This is a genomic window from Agrobacterium sp. 10T429, assembly GCF_056393925.1.
In genome coordinates this window covers 196,728-219,648 of the sequence record NZ_JBFTGV010000009.1, presented here as the reverse complement: position 1 = coordinate 219,648, position 22,921 = coordinate 196,728, and the positions used below count along the sequence as shown (strand labels likewise).

Sequence of the window (22,921 nt, the reverse complement as noted above, 5' to 3'; positions counted from 1 at the left end):
GGGAGAGGTGTTTTGGGTGGCTGAATGATTTCCGAGAATTACTCCCGCAATCTGGTGGGCTACGGCCGCAATAGTCCCGATCCGAAATGGCCGGGCGGCGCGCGCATCGCCGTGCAATTCGTCATCAATTACGAAGAGGGCGGCGAAAGCTGCATTCTCGACAACGACAAGGCGTCGGAATCGCTGCTGTCGGAAATCGTCGGCGCGCAGCCCTGGCCCGGCCAGCGCAACCTGAACATGGAATCGATCTACGAATATGGCTCCCGCGCCGGTTTCTGGCGGCTGTGGCGCATGTTCACCGATCTCGGCGTCACCACAACTGTTTATGGCGTGACCGCTGCCATGGCGCGCAACCCGCAAGCCGTTGCGGCAATGAAGGAAGCGGGTTGGGAAATCGCCAGCCACGGTTATCGCTGGCTGGAATACAAGGATTTTTCCGAGGAGGAAGAGCGCAAGCATATTGCCGAAGCCGTGCGCCTGCATACGGAGCTGACGGGCGAGCGCCCCTTTGGCATGTATCAGGGCAAGCCTTCCGACAATACGTTGCGTCTCGTCATGGAAGAGGGCGGTTTTCTCTATTCGTCCGATTCCTATGCCGACGATCTGCCCTATTGGGTGAAGGGATTGCAGGATGAACCGTTCCTGATCATTCCCTACACGCTCGACACCAATGATATGCGTTTCGCCACGCCGCAGGGTTTCAATTCCGGCGACCAGTTCTTCGCCTATCTGAAAGACGCTTTCGACGTTCTTTATCAGGAAGGGCTTGAAGGCGCGCCGAAGATGATGAGCGTCGGCCTGCATTGCCGTCTCGTCGGCCGTCCCGGCCGCGCCGCAGCCCTTCGCCGTTTCATCGAATATGTGCTGGGCCATGAAAAGGTGTGGATCCCGCAGCGTATCGAGATCGCTCGTCACTGGCATGAAAACCACAAGCCGGGAACGCTCTGATGCTGACGCGGGATGAATTTGTCAGCCGTTTCGGCGGTGTGTTCGAACATTCGCCTTTTATCGCCGAACGGGCCTATGATGTCGGAGGCGCAGGTCTGGAGTTAACGGCGAAGGCGGTTCATGGCGCATTATGCGCGCAGTTTCGTGCCGCCTCCGAAGTGGAACGGCTGGGTGTTTTGCGCGCGCATCCTGATCTTGCCGGCAAGCTCGCAATAGCAGGTGAGTTGACCGCCGATAGCCGCAATGAACAGGCGGGCGCAGGGCTCGACCGGCTTTCGCCCGAGGAGCATGCGCGCTTCACCGAGCTGAACTCCGCCTATACGCAAAAATTCGGCTTTCCATTCATCATTGCGGTCAAGGGGCTGAACAGGCACGATATTCTCTCCGCCTTCGAGACGCGTATCGGCAATGATGCGGCGACAGAATTTGCGACGGCGACGGCGCAGGTGGAAAAGATCGCCTGGCTGCGCCTTTCCTCGATGCTGCCCGAGGGTTGAATTGGCGAGCGGCGGTCGTTCCGCTATACTCGTGCTATCTGGAGATTGAGGCCATGAGACCCTCCGAGGTGCTGGAAAAGAACAGGGAAGCGATCCGCGAAGCGACGAAGCGCTTCAACGCGGCAAACCCGCGCGTGTTCGGTTCCGTCGCCCGTGGCGAAGACATGCCGGACAGCGATCTGGATATTCTGGTGGATGCGTTGCCGGGCACGACGCTGTTTGATCTTGGCGGATTGCTGGAGGAACTGAAGACTATCCTCGGTGTCGAGGTTGACGTCGTCACCTCAGGCGGCCTGCACTCGGATATCCGGGCGCGTGTTCTGATGGAAGCCAAAGCAGTATGAGTACGGATCGACTTCTGCTCTACCTGAAGGAGATGGATGTTGCCGCCTCCCGAATACGGGATTTCATTCAGGATATGGATGAGGCCACTTTTTCTTCCGATACGCGAACCCAGATGGCGGTGATGATGTGCCTTGCCCTGATTGGCGAGGCGGTCGCAAAACTGGACAAACATTACCCCGCGTTTTTACAGCAGCACCCGGAAATCCCCTGGATAAAGATGAAGGGTATGCGCAATTTGGTAGTGCATGATTATTTTCGGGCGGAACTCTCGGTGTTCTGGAAAACGATAACGCAGAGCATTCCGGATTTGCAGGCGCGTCTCTCACTCCTCCGAAACTGGCATGCCCAAGGTGAATGACATTTGACTGATTTTCTCGAGATCAAGCCTCTCACCAAAGAGGCGTTCGCATCCTTCGGTGATGTGATCGAAATTACACCCTCTTCCATGCGCCACATCAATGGCGGCCAGACCGAGCGGCATCATGCGCTTGCGGCACCCGAGGCCGCGGGCGAGGGTGCGCGCATCATCCTCAATATTTTCCGCGGACAGCCGCGTACCTTTCCCCATACAATCGAGATGATGGAGCGGCATCCGCTCGGCAGCCAGAGTTTCTCGCCGCTGTCCGGCAGGCCTTTCCTTGTCGTCGTTGCCGAGGACGAGGGCGGTAAGCCTGGTCGGCCGCAGGCTTTTCTGGCGCGCGGCGATCAGGGCGTGAACTACCGCCGCAACGTATGGCATTACCCGTTGATGCCGTTGTTGGCGGTTTCGGATTTTCTGATTGCCGATCGCGAGGGGCCGGGTAACAATCTGGAAGAGCATTTTTTCGATGCGCCCTACATGATCGCGGAGCCCAGCCTATGACCGGTTTGACCACCCACGTCCTCGATGCCGCCCATGGCACGCCCGCCGAAGGGCTGACGATCGAACTTTTCCGGCTCTCGGGTGATCGTCGCGAGAAGATTAAGACGGTTAAGACCAATAGCGATGGCCGCGTTGATGGCGGGCCGCTACTTGTGGGCGACAGTTTCAAGGCAGGGGAATACGAGCTGGTTTTCCTTGCGGGCGATTATCTGCGTGGCAAGGGCGTCACCCTGGCGGAACCCGCCTTTCTCGACATCATCCCCATCCGTTTCGGCATTGCCGACGAGAGCGGCCATTACCATGTGCCGCTTCTGCTTTCGCCCTATAGTTACTCCACCTATCGAGGAAGCTGACCGCCATGATCTTTGCCGCCATTGCCGATATTCATGGAAACTGCGCCGCACTGGAGGCCGTGCTTGAGGATATCGCGAGGCTGGGCATCAAGGACATCGTCAATCTCGGCGATTGCTTCAGTGGTCCGCTGGAAGCGGGTTTTACCGGCGATGTGCTGGTTGGCAACTGGATACCCAGCGTTCTCGGCAATCATGATCGCGAATTGATCGAGCGCGCGCCGGAAGAGATGGGCAGCTGGGAGAGGCCGGCGCATGCGCAGCTGACCGCCGCGCATCTGGACTGGCTGCACACCCTGCCGTTCAGCATGGTTTTCAAGGACGTCGCCTATTGCTGCCACGGCTCGCCGCGCGGTGATCTGGAATACTGGCTGGAAACGCTTTCGACGGAAGGGGTGCTGAAATTGCGACCGCTTTCCGAAATCGAGGCCATGGCTGATGGCATCACCCAGCCGCTGATGTTGTGCGGCCACACACATATCGCCCGCACCGTGCAGCTCTCCGATGGCCGCCTGATTGTCAATCCCGGCAGCGTCGGCTGCCCCGGCTGGAAGGATGGCACGCCGTTCGACCATCATGTCGAAGTCGGTCATCCGCTTGCCAGCTACGCCGTGCTCGAAGAAACCGCACGCGGCTGGCAGGTCTATTTCCGGCAGATACGCTACGATAATCTTGCCATGGCCGAGATGGCGAAGGTCAACGGCATTCCGTATCTGGCCGATGCGTTGGAAAACGGTTGGCTCAAGCGGTAGAACTCACCCTTCGCTGTTCATGACAACGCAGGCATAAGACTGCGCCTTCAACTCCTTACAGGCGGAAACCGCCGAGGACTGGTCTTCAAAGCCGGTAAAGCGGGCGCGGTAGAGCGTTGCCGATCCGCTTTGCACCGCTTCGGTATAGGGCGCGATGCCGGAGTAGCTGCCGGCGATGTTGGAGCGCGCATTGGCGAGCAGCGAGCGGGCGGCAGCTTCGCTGTCGGTGGCGGCGATCTGTACTTCCCAGCGGCTGCGTTGGCCGGTCATTTGTGCAGCTGGTGCGGGTTTCGGAATGGCAGAGACCTGGATCATATCCGCCATCTGGCTGTTCGCCGTGGCGATCTGCATGGCGATCGGATCGGCGCGACGCTCGGCAAACATCGGCAATGGTACGGCTGCCGGAGGGACGGCTGCGGGCGGCACATCGAAGGTGCGGCTGACATTGGCGCTTGCCACCAGCTGTTCGGTATTACGGCTTCTCGAGGCCTGCGGTATCGCCTTGTCCAGCAGAGCAGCCATCTGCGCATCGCGGCTGCGCGCGGTCTTGCCGCCCAGCACGACGCCAACGACACGGCGGCCATTGTGATTGATGGCGCTGACGAGGTTGAAGCCCGACGCATTGGTGTAACCGGTCTTGATGCCGTCCATGCCCTGATAGCGATACATCAGATTATTGTGGCCACGGATGCGCTTGCCCCGGAAGCTGAAAGATTCCATGGCAAAGAGGCCGTATTCTTTCGGAAAGTCGCGCTGCAGCGCAAGTCCGAGTTTCGCCATGTCGCGCGCCGTCGTCACCTGCGATTTGCTGGGCAGGCCGGAGGCGTTACGGAAAACCGTCTTGGTCATGCCAAGCTGGCGGGCCTTACGGGTCATCATCTGCGCAAATTGTGCCTCGGACCCACCGAGATGGTCACCCATGCCTTCCGCCATGTCATTGGCGGATTTGACGATCATGCCGTAGACGGCTTCGCGGACCGTAAACGTCTGGCCCTCACGCACATAAAGCTTCGAGGGGATGACGGCTGCGCCGTTCCTGGACATCCTTATCTTCTGGTCCCAGCGAATTCGGCCGGCGTGCAACGCCTCGAAGGTCATATAGAGCGTCATCATCTTGGTCAGCGATGCCGGGTGGTTCAGCACATCGGCGTTCTGCGCGGCGAGGACCTTGCCGGTATTGGCATCCATGATGAAATGGGCATAACCGGCCTGCGCAGGCGATGCCTGCAATGAGAGGATCGCGCAAAAGAAGGCGAGTGCGAATACCCATGCGCCCGCCATTCCCCGTTTGATCGTTCCCGACATGGTCCACCCCTTTTTGTTCGATCGCCGCGATGGGCGAAGTTTTACTGACACTTTCCGGCAACAAAACCGCTAAAACTTTAGAGATCGCTTTCATGCTTAATTAAGTATGAAATTCAAGTCGGCCGTCGCCCTCACAATTTCCTTGCAAAGAAACCAACCATCCGGTATGTTTGAGACCATGACAAATGCACATGAACGCAAAAAGCAGCCTGAGATCGTGCGCCGCAATCTTCTCGATTGCGCGGCGAAACTCGCTGCCGAGCAGGGGGTTGCGGCGCTTTCCGTGCAGGCAGTGGCCGATGCCGCCGGGGTGACGAAGGGTGGGTTGTTTCATCATTTTCCCTCCAAGCAGGTGCTGCTGGAAGCGGTGATGACTGACCTTCTGGCGGCTCTGGACGCTGAGATCGACGACCTCATCTCACAGGATTGTGAAGCTTTTGGGAGCTTCACAAGGGCCTATGTGAACGCGGTTTTCTCGGATCGGGGCAGGGATTCGGGCAGGCAATGGGCAGCGATCTCGGTTTCCATGGTCGGTGAACCGTCGCTTCGGCGCATGTGGAACAGCTGGATTGAGGGGCGCCTTGCCCGTCATAAAGAAACGGATGACGGGGTGGTCCTGGAGATGGTGCGGCTTGCGGCTGACGGCATCTGGTTTGCCGATCTACTGGCCGACGACGGTAAAGCGGGTGGCGACAGGGCGGCTCTGAGGGCCCGGATGATCGCCCAGACGAAAAAGGAAGTGGAACGATGAACGCGGCTGTTTTGACTTATGGGGCGCTTGTCGCGGCTATCGTCTGCGAGGTCATCGCAACTTCCTTTCTGCAGCAATCGCAGCAATTCACCAAGCTGTTGCCGACGGTGCTGATGGCGCTGTTTTACGGTGCGGCCTTTTATCTCCTGTCGTTCACGCTCCGGGCGCTGCCGGTCGGCGTTGCCTATGCGATCTGGAGCGGGCTTGGCATCGTGCTGATTTCCGGCATTGGCTATTTCGTGTTCCGCCAGACGCTCGATATTGCTGCGGTGGTTGGTCTTGGGTTCATCGTAACCGGGGTGGTGATCGTCAATGTGTTTTCGAAGACGGTGGGGCATTGAGCGGACTTCTCCACCTCATTCCTGTTCTTGTCACAGGAATCCAGCCGGCGCGCGTCTGCGCGACGAGAATAGTCCTTTCAGCCCAAGGGCTTGGGCTCGCTGGATCTCTGTGACAAGCACAGGACTGAGGGAGGCGGCGTAAAGGCGATATTCTTACCGAAGCATCGGCTTCGATCTTTACGTTGTATGCCGTGTCGTCACCATCACGCCAGAATGCTGCGATCGACGTCCGTAATCAGCCGCTTCCCGCAAAGCGCCATGCTGATATCCATTTCCTTGCGGATGATCTCGAGCGCCGTCGTCACGCCCTGCTTGCCATTCGCGCCGAGGCCGTAGAGGAACGGGCGGCCGATGTAGGTTCCCTTGGCGCCGAGTGCTACTGCCTTCAGCACGTCCTGGCCGGAGCGAATGCCGCCGTCCATATGCACCTCCACCCTGTCGCCAACGGCATCGACGATCCTCGGCAGCATGGCGATCGAGGAATGCGCGCCGTCGAGCTGGCGACCGCCATGGTTGGAGACGATGATGGCGTCCGCGCCAGTATCGAGCGAGGCGCGCGCATCTTCCTCGTCAAGGATACCCTTGAGTATGAGCTTGCCGCCCCAACGCTCCTTGATCCATTCGACATCCTTCCACGACAGGCGCGGATCGAATTGCTCGGCCGTCCAGGAGGAGAGCGACGAGAGGTCGGAGACGTTCTTGGCGTGGCCGACGATATTGCCGAAGCTGCGGCGTTGCGTGCGCAGCATGTCGAGGCACCATCTTGGCCGTGTCGCCATCTGCCAGATGTGTTTCGGGGTGAATTTCGGCGGGGCGGAGAGGCCGTTGCGCAGGTCCTTGTGGCGCTGGCCGAGAATTTGCAGGTCGAGCGTCAGCACCAGCGCCGAGCATCCCGCTGCCTTCGCCCGGTCGATCAGATTATTGACGAAGTCGCGGTCCTTCATCACGTAAAGCTGGAACCAGAAAGGTTTGGAGGTGACGGAGGCGACATCCTCGATGGAGCAGATGCTCATGGTGGAAAGCGTGAAAGGCACGCCGAATTCTTCCGCCGCTTTTGCCGCCAGCATCTCGCCATCGGCATGCTGCATGCCGGTTAGTCCAGTGGGGGAGAGCGCCACCGGCATCGAAACCTTCTGGCCGATCATTTCGGTGGCGAGCGACCGGTCGGTCATATCCACCAGCACACGCTGGCGTAGCTTTATCTTGGAAAAATCCTCCTCATTGGCGCGGTAGGTGCCTTCCGTCCAGGCGCCGCTATCGGCATAGTCGAAAAACATCTTCGGCACACGGCACTGAGCCTGTTTCTTCAGGTCCGCTATGGTGAGGATTTTGCCCATGGATAAAGCCTTCACATTTGAATGATGGCTTCACATAACATGGTAATCGCGTTTACGCGATGGCAATCGTCTTTGCAGCAGTGCTTTTTGCACTCGCAAATGGCTAGGAATTATGCTTGAAATATACTGTATTTCGATAATAATTCAGATGGTTTCTCAAGTAATAGCGTATTTTAATATGTTAAATTATTTACTCAGATTATTTATCGCAGTTCTTATTTCGCCCGCGATTGTTTTCGCCGCCGAGTGCCCCTCCGGTAAAAATGATGGAGATGAGTTTGTTCTTGCCCACGGTCAGGTGCGCAGCGAATTCAGGCGATCCGGACCGATCGTCTTGGTGGAGAATGATTTTCAAGGCGCAGGCAAACAGAGGCTTTTTCTCTTTCGGGGGTTAATCGAGCTGGCGCGTTCGGGCGATGACGGCAATTACAGCCAGCACTTTACGTCAAATCTGGAAGCATTCTGGCCTCTGAAAGTTGGCGCTCGACGCACTTTTGAATTTCTGCCCCTCGAAACTACCAAAATCGAGGATAAGTGGTCACTGACCCTTGCAGTTACGAAGCGGCGCGCCTTTCCGATTAAATTCTGCAATTACGAGGTGTTTTATGTGACCTACGACATTCGTAAAAACGGCAAAGAGGAAGAACGATGGACAGCGGTTTATTCGCCGGATCTGCGCGCCACGGTGGCGAAGATTTACGATGAGGGGACGGAAGACGAAGAAATTGTCGCCTATAATCTGATTGCGCCTCTGAAGCAGTGACGGTTCGACTGCGCTTGAATCAACTCCAGAAAGCCCGCAGGAACAATTCACCACCTAGCATAAGCAGGCAGATGAGGAACCAGCGCCTGAATGTCGCGGGAGTGACGATGCGGCGGATATTCTGGCCAAGCCACATGCCGAGAAGCGCTGGCAGGACGGCGAGTGCGGAAAGCGACATGTGCTCGACGCGGAAGGCGTCCTGAGAGGCAAGGCCGGCGGCAAGCGCAACGGTGGAAACGGTGAAGGACAGGCCAAGCGCCTGCACGAGATCGTCGCGGCTGAAGCCAAGCGACTGGATATAGGGCACGGCGGGGACCACGAAAATTCCGGTGCCGCCGGTCAGAAGGCCGGTCGCCAGCCCGACGGCCGGGGAGAGTTTCGGTTCCAGCCTTGCGGGAACGGCGAAGGGCTTTGCAAGAAGGCTGTAGGCTGCGTAGGCCGCGAGGCACAATCCGAGCGCCGAGGTGGTCCAGACGCCGGTGCCTGATGTCATCAGCCGGATGCCGAGAAGCGTGCCGACGGCAATGGCGATCATCATCGGCCATAGTCGCGAGACGATCGCCTTGAAATCGGGTCCGGCCAGCAATTGCCAGATATTGGTGATGAAGGAGGGCAGAATGAGCAGGCCAGCGGCAACGACCGGCGGCATGAAAAGGCCGAGAACGCCCATGGCAACGGTCGGCAGGCCCATGCCGGTGACGCCCTTGACGACGCCCGCGACGATGAATGTCGCGACAATCATGAGCGTTGTGGTTGTCTCAAAATCCGGCACGGCACACTCCAGAGGTCATTCGCATTTCGGCTGACTTGGGCTGTCAGGCAATCATATGAAACGGGCGAGTGCGGCCTGTTTCTTCTCCCCGGCGGGGAGAGAAAAACAGGCGACGCCCGCTCGTTTGAATATGTACTGATATAGATGAGGCGACGACCTGATGTTTCGGCCTAAACCGAACTATGCAAGCGCGCTTTTCATCGCCTTGCCGGCGACGTAGGTCTCGACGACTGTGCGGTCGTCGCCCATGGTCAGCATCAGGAACAGTTCTTCGGTCAGGCTTTTCACCACTTCCATCTTCAGCGCCATGGCGGGCGTGGAAGAGGCGTTGAGAACCGTGATGTCGGCATCCGTGCCTGCGTCCAGCGTGCCGATGCGGTCGACCATGGAAAGCGCTTCGGCGTTGCCCCGCGTCATCAGATACCAGCTTTCCAGCGGGTTCAGGCGTTCGCCCAGCAATTGCTGGATCTTGTAGGCCTCATCCATGGTGCGCAGCATGGAATAGCTCGATCCGCCGCCGATATCGGTCGCGACTGCGATGCGCACCGGCTTTTCGCGCCGTTGCAGCTTTTTCATCGGGAAGAGGCCGGAGCCGATGAAGAGGTTCGATGTGGGGCAATGCACGGCGACCGCACCGGTTTCCGACAGCACGTCCGCCTCACGTTCCGAGAGGTGGATGGCGTGGCCGAGCAGGGTCTTGTTGCCCATCAGGCCGTAACGCACATAGATGTCGGTGTAATCGGTCGCTTCCGGGTAGAGCTCGCAGGTATATTTGATCTCGTCCAGATTTTCGGAAAGATGCGTCTGGATGAAGAGATCGGGAAATTCCTGCGCCAGCGCCTCGGCTGCTTCCATCTGTTTCGGCGTAGAGGTGATGGCGAAGCGAGGCGTGATGGCGACGTGGTTGCGGCCCTTGCCGTGCCAGTCGGCGATCACGGCCCGGGTCTCGTCATAGGAGGTTTCCGGCGTGTCCAGCAGGCCCTGCGGGGCGTTGCGGTCCATCATCACCTTGCCGCCCACCATCAGCATGCCGCGCTTCAGGGCCTCAGTGAAAAACGCATCGGCTGAGGTCTTGTGCACGGAGCAATAGGCGACAGCCGTGGTGGTGCCGTGGCGCAGAAGCTCATCGTAAAAATGTGTGGCGATGCGCTGGGCATGCGCGCTTTCGACGAAACGGCATTCTTCCGGGAAAGTATAGGTATTCAGCCATTCCAGAAGGTTGGCGGCATAGGAGCCGATGACCTGCATCTGCGGGAAATGCAGGTGCATGTCGATCAAGCCCGGCACGATGAGATGAGGGCGGTGGTCCTTCTCCTCAATGTCATCAGGTGCCTGCTTGCGAATATCGGCATAGTCGCCAATGGCGGCGATCTTGCCGTTTTCGATAAGCAGGCCGCCATCCTCGATGTAGAGATAGCTTTGCGTATCGTCGATTGCGAGCGGCGCGCGGCGGAAGCTTAACAGGCGGCCACGCAGCAGAACCATGCTCATTCGGTTTTTTCCTTGGCGTCTTTGCCCGAGGAAACGGCGCTTTCGTACCATGCGGTCAGCACTTTGCGCTCCTGCGGGGTGATGGCGGTGATGTTGCCGGGAGGCATGGCATGGCTGCGGCCGGCTTGCAAATAGATTTCGCGGGCGTGTGCGGCGATCTGCGCGTCGGTTTCGAGCTTCACAGATTTCGGTGTGAAGGGCACGCCTTCCCACACCGGCTCGGCGGCGTGGCACATGGAACAGCGACCTTGAACGACATCGCGGGCGCTCGCGAAATGGGCGTCGCTGACGAATTGCTGCTGCATCGGCGAAAGCGTTGCCGCCTTCTGTTCTTCTTCGCCGGTCAGCACCTTCGGCACGGTGGAAAGCCACATGATGACGATGAAGATGAGCGCGGTCAGCAGCCAGGTCCATGTCGGCTTGCCCTTGCGGGCATGGGTGGTGTTGAACCAGTGGCGGATGGTGACGCCCATCAGGAAGACGAGTGCTGCGATGATCCAGTTGAACTCGGTCGCAAAGGCCAGCGGATAGTGGTTCGACAGCATGAAGAAGATGACGGGCAGCGTCAGGTAGTTGTTGTGCAATGAGCGCTGTTTGGCGATGCGGCCATATTTCGGGTCCGGCGTGCGCCCGGCGATCAGGTCGGCAACGACGATCTTCTGATTGGGAATGATGATGAAGAACACATTCGCCGACATGATGGTGGCGGTAAAAGCGCCGAGATGCAGGAAGGCGGCGCGGCCGGTGAAGACCTGCGTATAGCCCCACGCCATCGCCACCAGCGCGACGTAAAGCACCACCATCAGGCCCCAGGTGTTGTTGCCAAGCGGCGATTTGCAGAGGAAATCGTAAAACAGCCAGCCGACGGCAAGCGATGCCAGCGACAGACAGATGGCCTGGAACTGAGTGAGCGCCAGCACCGAATGGTCGATGAGGAAAAGGTCGGCGCCGCCGTAATAAACGATGCACAGCATGGCGAAGCCGGACAGCCAGGTGACGTAGCTTTCCCATTTGAACCATGTCAGGTGTTCGGGCATCTGGGCCGGGGCGACCAGATATTTCTGGATGTGGTAAAAGCCGCCGCCATGCACCTGCCACTCCTCGCCATAGGCCCCCGGCGGCAGATGCGGCCGTTTGACCAGCCCAAGATCGAGCGCGATGAAATAGAAGGACGAGCCGATCCAGGCGATGGCGGTGATGACGTGGAGCCAGCGGACGGCAAAGGCCATCCATTCCCACGCAATGGCATATTCGTACATTCGGTTCCCCTGATCCTTGTGCAGCGCACCTTGCGAGAAATTTGACCGTTAGGAAAGGGAAAAGCAAACACCGCACCATGATTGTTCACAATCCCGTACGCTCGTGTCCACAACTTTGGCGCAGGCGCGGCGACGCCCCGCTTCCGGCTCCGCCCAATCGTCAAGGAGCCGTTCTGCTGCTGAGTTTGTGCTTAGCTGGCTAACGCGACTCAGCTATTATCCGTTGAGCAGTCTGCTGATGTGCAAAACTATTGGGCTGCGGGGCCTTGGAGCGACCTGCGTCCGAATGGACGCTTCGAAGGGCACTCTGACACATTTATGTTGCGCATGTTCTTTCCGGTTTTCGGTCAGAGGCGCAGGGCTTCAATGACATGTTTTCGCTGGCGGTTCATTCCGAAAGCGGGTGCTGCGAACCCTGGGGGCGGGGGCAGATCAGGGGCAGGTGTTGCAGTTCCCGGTGCCGTTGCGTCCGGGTATGCGTTTATGCTTGGATTTTGAATGAAGTGACGCAATGACCTTCCGGCAGCCGCCGTTGTTTTCAACGGAGACCGTGCCGATGCGCCTTGTTCTGACAGTTCTTTTCCTGCTGATGGCGTTCAACGCCACGGCGCTTGCGCATGAATCCCACAAGGGGTTCAAATATGAAAGCTACTGCTGCAATGGCGACGCCGAAACCGGCGATTGCCAGATGATCCCTACGCGAAGTGTTCGTGTCACGCAGGATGGTTACGAGGTCTCGCTTGCGCCCGGCGATCATCGTCTGGTGACGCGGCGCCATGTCTTCAGCTGGTCGCAGCGTGAGGCAAGACGATCCGAGGATGGAGAATATCATCTCTGTCTGTTCCCGGACGAGGACACGCCGCGCTGCTTTTATGCGCCTGATATGGGGTATTGAGATGTTTGCGGCCGGTTTTCGTCGATCCGCTTCAGTATCCAGTCGCGAAACAGCCTTATCTTGCGAATGTTCCTGCGGTTTTCAGGGTAGACGAGCCAGTAGTTCTTACCTTCGTTGCTGAGGTGCTCGAAGGGTTGATAAAGGCGGCCGAGGGCAATCTCGTCCGCATAAAGTTCAGGGGTGAGCATGGCTACCCCCTGGCTGGCAATTGCCGCTGCGGCTTCGAAAGCCTGCACGCTGAGGCGGCTGCGCGGATAACGGTCGAGGCCCGGATTTTCGATGCCGACTTCCCGGAACCATTGGCTCCACCAGATGTCACCCGGATCGATGATGCGCAGGCGCAGAAGATCCTCCGGCTTTTTCAATCCACCGATGCTTTCGGCAAGGTTCGGATGCAGCATCGGCGTGTAAACGCCCCGCAGCAACTGATGATAGATCAGTCCTTTGCCATCGTCGCTGCTCCAGCGGATGGCGACATCGCAATCGGACTGCGTAAAATCGATCAATGCGCTTGATGTGTCGAGCCGCACGGCGATCGAGGGATGTTCAAGCTGGAAAGCTCCCAGATGCCGCGAAAGCCAGCGCGATGCGAAAGTCGCGGTGGAGTGAATGGTCAGGGTGGTGTCAGAGGTGTCACGGACATTGTCGACGGCCTCCCGTAAAGTGTTGAAGGCTTCCGCAACTTTCGGCGCCAGTTTCTGCCCGGCCTCGGTCAGCACAACCTGCCGCGCCTTTCTGATGAAGAGCGGCTCGCCAACATTCTCTTCCAGCAGTTTCACCTGATAGCTGACCGCCGTCTGCGTCATGCCCAGTTCCTCACCGGCCTTGGTGAAGCTGAGATGCCGGGCGGCGGCTTCGAACACGCGCAGGGCATTCAGGGGGAACTGGCGGGACATTTTTATGGATAAGTTCTCTTTATGCCAACTGCCAAAGGTTTCATTGGTTTTTATCCTGAAAACAGAGCATTTTTAGCTCAATTCATCAACTGAGCTTCTGACATTTTTTAAATGGAGACGAACATGCGCACAGCACTCTTGCGCGCGTGGTCCCGCCTGCGCGCGGGTCTGCGGACCGCGGAACGGTTTTCCCTTGAAAGCCTTCGACCGGATAATCTGGTAGATGAAAGCCTGCCCGACGGGATCAGGCGTGATCTTGGTCTTGAGGATGGCCGCGCTGATTTTCGGTGCGACGGGTTTCGGCAGCGGAAAATGCTTGCAGCAACTCGGCTGCCACAAGGGCCGCTATGACGGCGGGGCGCTTGTCCCTGACGCTACTTCCACCGATCGGCAGGATGAGTTTTTGAAGGCGGGTGGCGGGTTCTCCCCCCCGCTCCAGCCAATGGGCGAAGGTGGCGCGTTTGGTTTTCGAGCCGATCATGCCGACATAAGCGAGATCGTCGCGGGCAAGCGCTTCCTTTGCAATCAGGAAATCGAGTGCGTGATCGTGGGTGACGATGATCGCAGCGCCGTTTACGGGAATTTTCGCGATCAGCGCTTCCGGCATGGGGGTCAGCACGGATACGACACCGGCTGAAAGATCGCGCAACTCGTTTTCACGGGTTTCCACCACGGTCAGTGTCAAAGGCAGAAGCGACAGAGCATCTGTCAGCGCCTTGCCGACATGGCCCGCCCCGAAAATGAAGACGGCCTGCTGCTGCTCGGTTTCAGCCTTAAGCCTTGCCTCGAGTGCTGCCGCGATGTCCGGCGTTACCAGCCGGAAGCGGAGCAGGGTGCGGCCGCCGCAGCACTGGCCGATTTCGGGGCCGAGCGGAATATCCATGCCGTCTTCGGTCGTACCGTTCTTCAACATGGCACGGGCATGGTCTATCGCCATATATTCGAACTGCCCGCCGCCGATGGTCTCCCACAGCGCCTTCCGGCTTACCAGCATGAAGGTTCCCGCCTCGCGCGGCGATGACCCTTTCACGGCCTCGATTTCCACGAGGATTGCAGGTCCGGAGCTGGCGAGGAAGCGGGAGAGGGACGTCATTATGTCTCCCCTCACACCTTCTTCAACCGTTCCACCGCCATCAGCACCCGCTCGGGCGTTGCCGGCGCATCGAGGCGTGGGCAGACCTTGTAGTCGGCGATGGACGCGACGGCCATGGAGAGTGCTTCGAGAACCGAGATCGCCAGCATGAAAGGCGGTTCGCCCACGGCCTTGGAGCGGCCGATGGTGGGCTCGGCGTTTTCCGACCATTCCGCCAGTTGAACGTTGAAAATCTTCGGCCGGTCGGAGGCAAGCGGGATCTTGTAGGTGGAGGGAGCGTGGGTGCGCAGCCGCCCCTTGCCGTCCCACCATAATTCCTCCGTCGTCAGCCAGCCCATGCCCTGCACGAAGGCGCCTTCCACCTGGCCGATATCGATGGCCGGGTTTAGCGACTTGCCGACATCGTGGAGAATATCGGTGCGCTCCATCATGTATTCGCCGGTCAGTGTATCGATCGACACTTCCGAACAGGCCGCGCCGTAGGCGAAATAATAAAACGGCGTGCCGCGGCCGGCGGCACGATCCCAATGGATTTTCGGCGTCTTGTAAAAACCGGCGGCGGAAAGCTGGACGCGGGCGAAATAGGCTCGTTTGATGAAATCGTTGAAGGCAATTTCCTCAAGCCCGATGCGCACCCGGTTTGGCAGGAAGACAACCTCTTCTTCCGGCAGGTTCCAGTTCTCGGCGGCGAATTTGATGAGCCTTTCCCGGATCTGGCGGGCGGCGTCATAGGCGGCCATGCCATTAAGGTCCGTACCGGACGAGGCGGCTGTTGCCGACGTATTGGGCACCTTGCCCGTGGTCGTGGCGGTGATTTTCACCCGGCCAATATCCACCTGGAAGGCATCGGCCACCACCTGCGCCACCTTGGTGTAGAGGCCCTGGCCCATTTCGGTGCCGCCATGGTTCAGGTGGATCGAACCGTCATTATAGATATGCACCAGCGCGCCCGCCTGATTGAAGGCGGTCATGGTGAAGGAGATGCCGAATTTTACCGGGGTGAGCGCAATGCCCTTGCGGATGATCGGGCTGGTCTTGTTGAACTCGACAATTGCCTGCCTGCGCGCGCGGTATTCGCTGGAGGCTTCCAATTCCTCGACGACGCGGGCGATGATGTTGTCCTCGACCTCCTGATGATAGGGGGTTGTGGTGCGGCCCGAACCGGTCTCGCCATAGAAATTGAGCTTGCGGACATCGAGCGGGTCCTTGCCGACGGCATAGGCGATTTCCTCGATGAAACGCTCAGCCCCGAGCATGCCCTGCGGGCCGCCGAAACCGCGAAAAGCGGTGTTGGAGACGGTGTGGGTTTTCAACGGCCGCGAGGTGAGGTGCACATGCGGGTAGAAATAGCTGGAATCCGCATGGAAGAGCGCGCGGTCGGTGACCGGGCCGGAAAGGTCAGAGGAAAAACCGCAGCGGGCGGCATAGGTGGCGTCAACGGCGTGGATGCGGCCTTCCTCATCAAAGCCTAGCTCGTAATCGACGCGGAAATCGTGGCGTTTGCCGGTGGCGGTCATGTCTTCGTCGCGGTCGGGGCGGATTTTCACGGCCCGGTTCAGCTTCTTGGCGGCAATGGCGCAAAGAGCTGCGAACTGGTTGCCTTGCGTTTCCTTGCCGCCGAAACCGCCGCCCATGCGGCGCACCTGAACCGTCACGGCATTGGACGGTACCTGCAATATGTGGCTGACAATGTGCTGGATTTCGCTTGGATGCTGGGTGGAGCTCCACAGCGTCACCTCATCGTCCTCGCCCGGTACGGCCATGGCGATGTGGCTTTCGAGATAAAAATGCTCCTGCCCGCCGATCCGCATCGTGCCGGTCAGGCGGCGGGGTGCCACGTCCATTTCGAGCTTCGCATCGCCACGCTTCAGCGTCATCGGATCGATGACGAGCGCGCCGCCATTTTCAATCGCCGTGTCGATATCGGTGAAATGCGGCAGGTCCTTGTAGACGATTTTCGCCTTGCGGGCGGCCTTGCGGGCAATATCGCGGCTTTCAGCGAAGACCGCGAAGATCGGCTGGCCGTGAAATTCAACCTTCGTTTCGGCCAGCAGCGGCTCGTCATGACGCCCGCCGGAGGAGACGTCGTTTTCGCCGGGCACGTCTTTGCCTGTCATCACCCATAACACGCCCGGCGCAGCTTCCACTTCGGAAAGGTCCATCGAGACGATTTCGGCATGGGCCCGGTCGGAAAGGCCAAGCGCGCCGTGAACGAGGCCGGCGGGTTCGGGAATATCGTCGATATATTCGGCGCCGCCCGTCACATGTTTATGGGCGGAATCGTGCCTGAGCGAGGCGTGTACAGGGCCGTCGATTTCGGTCTTGGTCTTATCGAAGCTTGTCGTGTCCATGGTTCAAGCCTCCTCCAGCGAGAAGCGGGCAAGTTCCTGCTTTTCCCCTGATGTCTCGAGGAAAAACCGTGTCAGCAGGTTCTTGGCCGTCAGTTGCCGATATTCGGCGGTGGCGCGCCAGTCGGTCAGCGGGGTGAAATCATCGTCCAGCGCATCGCGCGCCGCATCGATCGTTTCCTGAGACCAGGGCTTGCCGAGAAGTGCCGCCTCCAGATGTGCGGCGCGTTTCGGCGTGCCGGCCATGCCGCCAAAGGCGACGCGGATGTCTTCGACCGTGCCATCGGCCTCGAGCGTCAGATGGAAGGCGGCGCAGAGAGCGGAGATATCCTCGTCGCGCCGCTTTGAAATCTTGTAGACGGCATAGTGGCTTTCGGGTTTCTGGAATGGAATAAAGAGCTTTTCGACGAATTCGCCGCTCAGCCGGTCCTGTTTGCCATAATCGATGAAATAGCTTTCCAGCGGCAAGGTGCGGCTGCCGGGAGACGAGCGCAAGGTGAGCGTGGCGCCGAGCGCGATCAGGGCCGGGGGCGTGTCGCCGATGGGCGAACCGTTGGCGATGTTGCCGCCGATGGTTCCCATATTGCGCACCTGTTCGCCGCCAAGACGATCGAACAGCCGGGCAAGCGGCGGGAAATGTTCTGCAATGGTCTTGAAGGCCTGGCTGTAGGTGACACCGGCACCGAGCGTCACGCCGTTCTCATCCACGGCAATACCCTGCAGATCGCCGAGGTTGTTGATGAAGATGACAGGGTTAAGCGCCCGCATCTGCTTTGTCACCCACAGGCCGACATCGGTGGAACCGGCAACGATGGTAGCCTTCGGCTCGGCGGCATAGATATCGGTCAATTCAGCAAGCGTTGCCGGGATGATGGTCCGATCTTCGCCGCGGGTGACCGTAATGGTCTCATTGGCGCGGATCGCCCAGAGCCTTGCCATGATATCGGTGCGGTCGCGTTGCAGCGGGTCGAACAGCGCACTCGGGCGGGCGGCTGCAATCTTTTCGGCAGCCCGCACAATCGGCTCGTAACCCGTGCATCGACAGAGATTGCCTTGCAGCGCCTTTTCAATATCGGCGCGGGACGGGTTTTCGCTGGCAAGCCACAGGCCGTAGAGCGACATGATGAAGCCCGGCGTGCAGAAACCGCATTGGGAACCGTGGAAATCCACCATTGCCTGCTGCACGGGGTGAAGCGTGCCATCGCGGCCGGCCAGATGCTCCACCGTCACGATATGGGTTGCATGCAGCGAGCCCAAAAAGCGGATGCAGGCATTGACGCCTTCATAACGCAGCGAGCCATCAACAAGCCGCCCGACCAACACCGTGCAGGCGCCGCAGTCACCTTCAGCACAGCCTTCTTTCGTCCCGGTCAGCCGTCTTTGAAGGCGGAGATAATCGAGAAGCGTGTCTGTTGGTCCGAAACCCTTAAGCGAAATGGTTTCGCTGTTGAGGATGAAGCTGATCGCGTCGTTCATGCACTGCCTTGCTTTTTGTCCGGTTGAGCCGGTTCCCAATCTGCTAACTATGCACGCCCGCGCGCGCATATCGATTTCCGTTTTGGCAATTCATTGTTTCCAAAACGGAAAGAGATGTCATCGATTATTGCGCTGTCCAGCCGCCATCGACGGAAATATGCGTGCCGGTAATGTTGCTGGCGGCATCGCTTGCCAGAAACAGCGCCGCTGCCGCCACGTCATCGATGGTGACGAATTGCTTTGTCGCCTGCAATTCCAGCATCACGTCGTTCTTCACCGCCTCTTCGCTGATGCCGCGCACCTTGGCCATTTCCGGTATCTGCTTTTCGACGAGCGGCGTCAGCACATAACCGGGACAGATGGCGTTGACGGTGACGCCCGTCTGCGCAAGCTCGAGCGCCGCCGTCTTCGTCAGGCCCATGATGCCGTGCTTGGCTGCCACATAGGCAGATTTGAACGGCGAGGCGACGAGACCGTGGGCAGAGGCAATGTTGATGATACGGCCTTTGCCGGCCTTCTTCATCAGCGGTATCGCAACGCGCATCGTATGGAAGGAACTGGTCAGATTGATGGCGATGATCCAATCCCACTTTTCCGTCGGAAACTCCTCGATCGGAGCGATGTGCTGAATGCCGGCATTGTTGACGAGCACATCGACCGAACCAAGCTTTTCATGCGCGGAATTGATAAGATCGGCAATCTCGTCCGGTTTCGTCATATCTGCCGGGTGGTAGAGCACACGCCCGCCACTTTCGGCTTCCAGCAAGAGGCGGAGTTTTTCAATTTCGTCTTCGTCGCCGAAGCCATTCAGCACGATATTCGCGCCCTCCCTCGCAAATCTCTGTGCGATGCCAAGGCCGATGCCACTTGTGGAGCCTGTCACGATAACTGTCCGATGCATGCTTTCCCCTTTTTGCATTACTTCGCACATATTTAAGCAGGTTATGCCCAAAGGGGGCGGGCTGGCAATCGCGATTTCGGGCGCGATTTCGGGGGAGGCCAGCATGGGGCATAATGCGCCGGCGCCCATCCACTTTTTCGAAGCTAAGCATCCAGATTTTACGCCAGATTTTGCATTTGTCTGAAGGGCCGTCCGTGCCTATCTCTCAGACAATCAAACAGAGGTATCGTCTATGGAACTCGGTCTTTACACTTTTGCGGATGTCAATCCCAACCCCGCCGATGGCCGTGGGCCGGAAGGTGCGCGCCGGCTGCGCGAACTGCTTGAGGAAATCGAGCTTGCCGATCAGGTCGGACTGGATGTGTTTGGGCTGGGTGAACATCACCGCCCGGACTATGTCGCGTCCTCACCCTCCACCGTGCTTGCGGCGGCGGCGGTGAAGACGAAGAATATCCGCCTGACGAGCGCTGTCTCGGTTCTGAGTTCGGATGATCCGGTCCGGGTCTTCCAGCAATTCTCCACCGTCGATCTCCTGTCGAACGGCCGAGCCGAAATCATGGCCGGGCGCGGTTCCTTCATCGAATCCTACCCCCTGTTCGGTTACGACCTCGAAGACTATGACGTGCTGTTTGCGGAAAAGCTCGATCTGCTCTTGGCGCTGCGCGAGAACGAAATCGTCACCTGGTCCGGCACCAAACACCCCGCCATCAATGGGCGCGGGGTCTATCCGCGTCCTCTTCAGGAGCGTCTGCCGGTCTGGATCGCGGTTGGCGGCACGCCGCAATCGGTGGCGCGGGCCGGCGCCATGGGGCTGCCGGTGGCGCTTGCCATCATCGGCGGCGAATATCGCCGCTTCGCGCCGCTGTTCGATCTCTATCACGAAGCTGCACGCCGGGCGGGGCAGGAAAAGACCAGGCTGCGCACCAGCATCAACGTGCACGGCTTCATTGCCGACACCACCGACAAGGCAGCGGACCAGTTTTACGGACCGCAGGCAGAGGTGATGAACCGCATCGGCCGCGAGCGCGGCTGGGGTCCGACAAACCGCGCGCATTTCGATGCGGCGCGTGGGCCGGAGGGCAACCTCTTCCTTGGCGAACCTGAGCTGGTGGCGGAAAAGATCATCAAGGCGCATGGCGTTTTCAAGAACGACCGTTTCCTGTTGCAGATGGCAATCGGCCTGATGCCGCATGACCAGATCATGCGCGGCATCGAGCTTTATGGTACGAAAGTCGCGCCTGTTGTCAGAAAAGAATTGACGGGGAGTGCCGATCCGGTGAAAGCCACGGCCTGATTATTACCAAGGCGGGCGTCTTCAGACTCGCCATTTAGAACGACGGACAGAAACATGGTCATCTCCACCGACGAAGAACTGGTTTTGCTAAAGGATATCGGTCGCATCTGCGCCGTGGCCATGCAGACCATGGCGGATGCGCTGGAACCCGGTATCACCACGGCCGAACTGGATGCGATCGGCCGAAAGGTACTGGAGGATAACGACGCGCAATCGGCGCCGGAGTTCTGCTACCAGTTTCCCGGCGCGACCTGCATCAGCGTCAACGAAGAGGTTGCGCATGGCATTCCCGGCCCGCGCATCATCAAGGCGGGCGATCTCGTCAATATCGATGTCTCGGCGGTGAAGAGCGGTTTCTTCGGCGATACGGGTTCGTCTTTCGCCGTGCCGCCGGTGAAAAAGGAGATCGAGCGGCTGTGCCGCGATGGCAAGCGCGCCATGTGGACGGGCTTGCAGCAGGTGAAAACCGGTCGGCCCTTTGCCGATATCGGCAATGCCATCGGCTCCTTTGCAAAAAAGAACCGCTACACGCTGATCACCAATCTGGCGAGCCACGGCATTGGCCGCTCCCTGCATGAGGAGCCGAAGGAACTGGCGACCTGGCCGGACAAGGGTGAGCGGCGCATCATGCAGGAGGGCATGGTCTTCACCGTTGAACCCTTCCTGTCGACGGGTGCCTATTGGGCCGAAGATGGCGACGACGATCCGTGGACGCTCTATAGCGATCCGAGCGCGCCGACCGTGCAGTATGAACATACCGTGGTTGCTACGAAGAACGGCCCGCTGGTGCTGACGCTGGTTGAGTGAGGGGATGCGCAGGCGACGGGATCTTGCATCTCGTACCAACAAAGACGGCTTATGCTGCCGATCAAAATAACTCGCTTGTTCCGTGGCAGTGCGGTTGCGATAAGCCGTACATGAGCATCGACAAGCCACTTTCCCCCAAACATCTGACTGCACTCGGTTTCGCCGGCGCCTTGATGATGGCGTCCGCCATGGGCTTCGGCCGTTTTTCCTTCACCCCCATTCTTCCCGGCATGATGGCTGATGTTCCGCTATCGGCGGGGGATGCGGGGATTGTTGCGGCTGGAAATTTCGCCGGTTATCTCGCGGGGGCGGTTCTCGCCGCCTATTCATGGGGCTCGGGACGGGAACGGCTGGTCGCCCTTTGCGGCTTGGTTTCCACGGGCGCCTTGCTGCTTGCCATGGCCGCCTTCAACTCCGTTGCGGCCTTCACCCTGATCCGGTTTTTCGCCGGCGTTGCCAGTGCGATGACCATGATCTTCACGTCGCAGATCGTCATCGGCCACGCCATGAAAGCCGGCAAGGACCATATTCAGGCGCTGCATTATGGCGGCGTCGGTGCCGGCATCGCGATTTCCTCGCTTGTGGTCTATCTCATCGGCGTCGTTTTTGATGGCGGCGGTGCCTCCTGGCGGGAGGAGTGGATTGCCGGTGCCGTCTTTTCCTTCGCTACGTTTCTTCTCGTCTGGCGGGTGATGCCCGCCGGGCCACCCCGGCATGCCTCTGCGCTGTCGGAGCCGCCGCTCAAATGGACGAAGCCGCTCTTTCTGACGACGCTCGCCTATGGGCTGTTCGGCTTCGGTTACGTCATCACCGCCACCTTCATTGTTGCGATTGCCCGCATGGCTGCTGCTGGCGCTTTCGTGGAGTTTCTGGCCTGGTTCGTGACGGGATGTGCCGCCGCCATTTCGCTTTTCCTCTGGAAGCCAGTCTTGAAATCGCAGGGGCTGAAGCGCGCTTTCGTGATCGTGCTTGCTGTGGAAGCCGTCGGCGTCTTCGCTTCCGTCATGCTGCCACCCGTTCCGGGCGTGCTTGCCGGCGGTCTGCTTCTGGGGCTGACCTTCATGGTCATCACCGCCTATGGCCTTCAGCTCGGCCGGGAATTCGCAGGCCCAAGCCCACGCCGCGCCTTTGCCCTGATGACGGCAGCCTTCGGTACTGGACAGATCGTCGGACCACTCGCCGCCGGCTGGATTGCCGAGGTGACGGGAAGTTTTACTGCACCAAGTATTCTCGCCTCTGCCGTGCTTGTCGCCAGCATTCTCCTGATGCTGCCGGTTCTCGCCACGGAGCGGCGGCGCTAAATCCGCCCGGGCATTTCGCGCCTCACAAGGGGCGATTTCAGGGGTTCCTTGCGGGATCGATCCGCCGTTTGCGCCTTACATCTTGTTAAGGTCGTCGCTTCTTCGTTGCTGTGCACAAATTTCTGCCCTAGGTTCGG

24 protein-coding genes are annotated in these 22,921 nt (G+C 59.1%); 14 read left to right on the top strand and 10 right to left on the bottom strand.

The genetic code is table 11. The features are described 5' to 3' along the window. Nucleotides 1-24: 24 nt before the first annotated feature. From puuE to AC1DCP_RS20020, 7 genes are read left to right on the top strand one after another with little or no spacing between them, the layout of a single operon-like run. Nucleotides 25-948, top strand: a complete 924-nt coding sequence (gene puuE, locus AC1DCP_RS20050) for an allantoinase PuuE (RefSeq protein ID WP_003513682.1) — start codon at nt 25-27, stop codon at nt 946-948. After that, nucleotides 948-1,445, top strand: a complete 498-nt coding sequence (uraD, locus tag AC1DCP_RS20045) for a 2-oxo-4-hydroxy-4-carboxy-5-ureidoimidazoline decarboxylase (protein ID WP_065659114.1) — start codon at nt 948-950, stop codon at nt 1,443-1,445. The genes puuE and uraD overlap by 1 nt, the downstream gene beginning before the upstream one ends. A 53-nt stretch (nt 1,446-1,498) precedes the next feature. Continuing rightward, a complete protein-coding gene (locus AC1DCP_RS20040; RefSeq protein WP_065687115.1) occupies nt 1,499-1,789 on the top strand; it encodes a nucleotidyltransferase family protein in 291 nt (96 codons plus the stop codon). Then, the gene (locus AC1DCP_RS20035) at nt 1,786-2,148 is read left to right on the top strand and encodes a HepT-like ribonuclease domain-containing protein (RefSeq protein ID WP_065687116.1); all 363 of its coding nucleotides are present in this window, start codon (nt 1,786-1,788) and stop codon (nt 2,146-2,148) included. The genes AC1DCP_RS20040 and AC1DCP_RS20035 overlap by 4 nt, the downstream gene beginning before the upstream one ends. A 3-nt stretch (nt 2,149-2,151) precedes the next feature. Beyond that, complete coding sequence (locus AC1DCP_RS20030) at nt 2,152-2,652, top strand: ureidoglycolate lyase (RefSeq protein ID WP_065687117.1); 501 nt, start codon at nt 2,152-2,154, stop codon at nt 2,650-2,652. Next, nucleotides 2,649-3,005 (top strand): hydroxyisourate hydrolase, encoded by a 357-nt coding sequence (uraH, locus tag AC1DCP_RS20025; RefSeq protein WP_065687118.1) that lies wholly within the window; start codon nt 2,649-2,651, stop codon nt 3,003-3,005. The genes AC1DCP_RS20030 and uraH overlap by 4 nt, the downstream gene beginning before the upstream one ends. Nucleotides 3,006-3,010: 5 nt before the next feature. Further along, nucleotides 3,011-3,754 (top strand): metallophosphoesterase family protein, encoded by a 744-nt coding sequence (locus AC1DCP_RS20020; RefSeq protein ID WP_003513672.1) that lies wholly within the window; start codon nt 3,011-3,013, stop codon nt 3,752-3,754. Between the two features lie 3 nt (nt 3,755-3,757). Here AC1DCP_RS20020 and AC1DCP_RS20015 read toward each other — a convergent pair whose 3' ends face one another. Then, nucleotides 3,758-5,035 carry a D-alanyl-D-alanine carboxypeptidase gene (locus AC1DCP_RS20015; protein ID WP_065687119.1) on the bottom strand — a complete coding sequence of 426 codons (1,278 nt, stop codon included), beginning with the start codon at nt 5,033-5,035 and terminating at the stop codon, nt 3,758-3,760. Between the two features lie 190 nt (nt 5,036-5,225). Here AC1DCP_RS20015 and AC1DCP_RS20010 point away from each other — a divergent pair, with 190 nt between their 5' ends. Further along, on the top strand, nt 5,226-5,810 hold the full coding sequence (locus AC1DCP_RS20010; RefSeq protein WP_081308396.1) for a TetR/AcrR family transcriptional regulator: 585 nt from the start codon (nt 5,226-5,228) through the stop codon (nt 5,808-5,810). Continuing rightward, nucleotides 5,807-6,151 carry a DMT family transporter gene (locus AC1DCP_RS20005; RefSeq protein WP_025594230.1) on the top strand — a complete coding sequence of 115 codons (345 nt, stop codon included), beginning with the start codon at nt 5,807-5,809 and terminating at the stop codon, nt 6,149-6,151. The genes AC1DCP_RS20010 and AC1DCP_RS20005 overlap by 4 nt, the downstream gene beginning before the upstream one ends. A gap of 203 nt (nt 6,152-6,354) precedes the next feature. Here the strand turns inward: AC1DCP_RS20005 and AC1DCP_RS20000 are convergent, their stop codons facing one another. Next, nucleotides 6,355-7,488: an alpha-hydroxy acid oxidase gene (locus tag AC1DCP_RS20000; RefSeq protein ID WP_065687121.1), complete on the bottom strand. Its 1,134-nt coding sequence runs from the start codon at nt 7,486-7,488 to the stop codon at nt 6,355-6,357. A 148-nt stretch (nt 7,489-7,636) separates the two neighbouring features. On the opposite strand from AC1DCP_RS20000, the gene AC1DCP_RS19995 reads away from it, so the two are divergent. After that, a complete protein-coding gene (locus AC1DCP_RS19995; protein ID WP_245260776.1) occupies nt 7,637-8,251 on the top strand; it encodes a hypothetical protein in 615 nt (204 codons plus the stop codon). 19 nt (nt 8,252-8,270) lie between these two features. Here AC1DCP_RS19995 and AC1DCP_RS19990 read toward each other — a convergent pair whose 3' ends face one another. The 3 genes from AC1DCP_RS19990 to puuD form a co-directional block, all read right to left on the bottom strand. Then, nucleotides 8,271-8,993, bottom strand: a complete 723-nt coding sequence (locus AC1DCP_RS19990) for a sulfite exporter TauE/SafE family protein (protein ID WP_019565164.1) — start codon at nt 8,991-8,993, stop codon at nt 8,271-8,273. 210 nt (nt 8,994-9,203) lie between these two features. After that, on the bottom strand, nt 9,204-10,514 hold the full coding sequence (gene guaD / locus AC1DCP_RS19985; RefSeq protein ID WP_065687122.1) for a guanine deaminase: 1,311 nt from the start codon (nt 10,512-10,514) through the stop codon (nt 9,204-9,206). Further along, nucleotides 10,511-11,773, bottom strand: coding sequence for a urate hydroxylase PuuD (gene puuD / locus AC1DCP_RS19980; RefSeq protein ID WP_019565166.1), 1,263 nt, complete (start codon nt 11,771-11,773; stop codon nt 10,511-10,513). Before puuD ends, guaD begins: the two co-directional genes overlap by 4 nt. A 556-nt stretch (nt 11,774-12,329) precedes the next feature. On the opposite strand from puuD, the gene AC1DCP_RS19975 reads away from it, so the two are divergent. Beyond that, on the top strand, nt 12,330-12,668 hold the full coding sequence (locus AC1DCP_RS19975; protein ID WP_003513656.1) for a hypothetical protein: 339 nt from the start codon (nt 12,330-12,332) through the stop codon (nt 12,666-12,668). On the opposite strand, the gene AC1DCP_RS19970 is transcribed toward AC1DCP_RS19975, so the two are convergent. The 5 genes from AC1DCP_RS19970 to AC1DCP_RS19950 form a co-directional block, all read right to left on the bottom strand. Continuing rightward, nucleotides 12,644-13,570, bottom strand: a complete 927-nt coding sequence (locus AC1DCP_RS19970) for a LysR substrate-binding domain-containing protein (protein WP_003513655.1) — start codon at nt 13,568-13,570, stop codon at nt 12,644-12,646. The two genes, AC1DCP_RS19975 and AC1DCP_RS19970, sit on opposite strands and share 25 nt — an antisense overlap. A gap of 238 nt (nt 13,571-13,808) precedes the next feature. Further along, a complete protein-coding gene (xdhC, locus tag AC1DCP_RS19965; protein ID WP_065687123.1) occupies nt 13,809-14,657 on the bottom strand; it encodes a xanthine dehydrogenase accessory protein XdhC in 849 nt (282 codons plus the stop codon). A gap of 11 nt (nt 14,658-14,668) precedes the next feature. Further along, complete coding sequence (xdhB, locus tag AC1DCP_RS19960) at nt 14,669-17,008, bottom strand: xanthine dehydrogenase molybdopterin binding subunit (protein WP_065687124.1); 2,340 nt, start codon at nt 17,006-17,008, stop codon at nt 14,669-14,671. A gap of 3 nt (nt 17,009-17,011) precedes the next feature. Further along, nucleotides 17,012-18,481 (bottom strand): xanthine dehydrogenase small subunit, encoded by a 1,470-nt coding sequence (gene xdhA / locus AC1DCP_RS19955; protein WP_112153290.1) that lies wholly within the window; start codon nt 18,479-18,481, stop codon nt 17,012-17,014. Nucleotides 18,482-18,605: 124 nt separating this feature from the next. After that, nucleotides 18,606-19,382 (bottom strand): 3-hydroxybutyrate dehydrogenase, encoded by a 777-nt coding sequence (locus AC1DCP_RS19950; protein ID WP_025594214.1) that lies wholly within the window; start codon nt 19,380-19,382, stop codon nt 18,606-18,608. A gap of 232 nt (nt 19,383-19,614) precedes the next feature. Here AC1DCP_RS19950 and AC1DCP_RS19945 point away from each other — a divergent pair, with 232 nt between their 5' ends. The 3 genes from AC1DCP_RS19945 (at nt 19,615) to AC1DCP_RS19935 (ending at nt 22,784) form a co-directional block, all read left to right on the top strand. After that, on the top strand, nt 19,615-20,676 hold the full coding sequence (locus tag AC1DCP_RS19945) for an LLM class flavin-dependent oxidoreductase (RefSeq protein ID WP_003513642.1): 1,062 nt from the start codon (nt 19,615-19,617) through the stop codon (nt 20,674-20,676). A 54-nt stretch (nt 20,677-20,730) separates the two neighbouring features. Next, nucleotides 20,731-21,483 (top strand): type I methionyl aminopeptidase, encoded by a 753-nt coding sequence (map, locus tag AC1DCP_RS19940; RefSeq protein WP_003513640.1) that lies wholly within the window; start codon nt 20,731-20,733, stop codon nt 21,481-21,483. Between the two features lie 110 nt (nt 21,484-21,593). Further along, a complete protein-coding gene (locus tag AC1DCP_RS19935; RefSeq protein ID WP_065687127.1) occupies nt 21,594-22,784 on the top strand; it encodes an MFS transporter in 1,191 nt (396 codons plus the stop codon). Nucleotides 22,785-22,921: the final 137 nt, after the last annotated feature.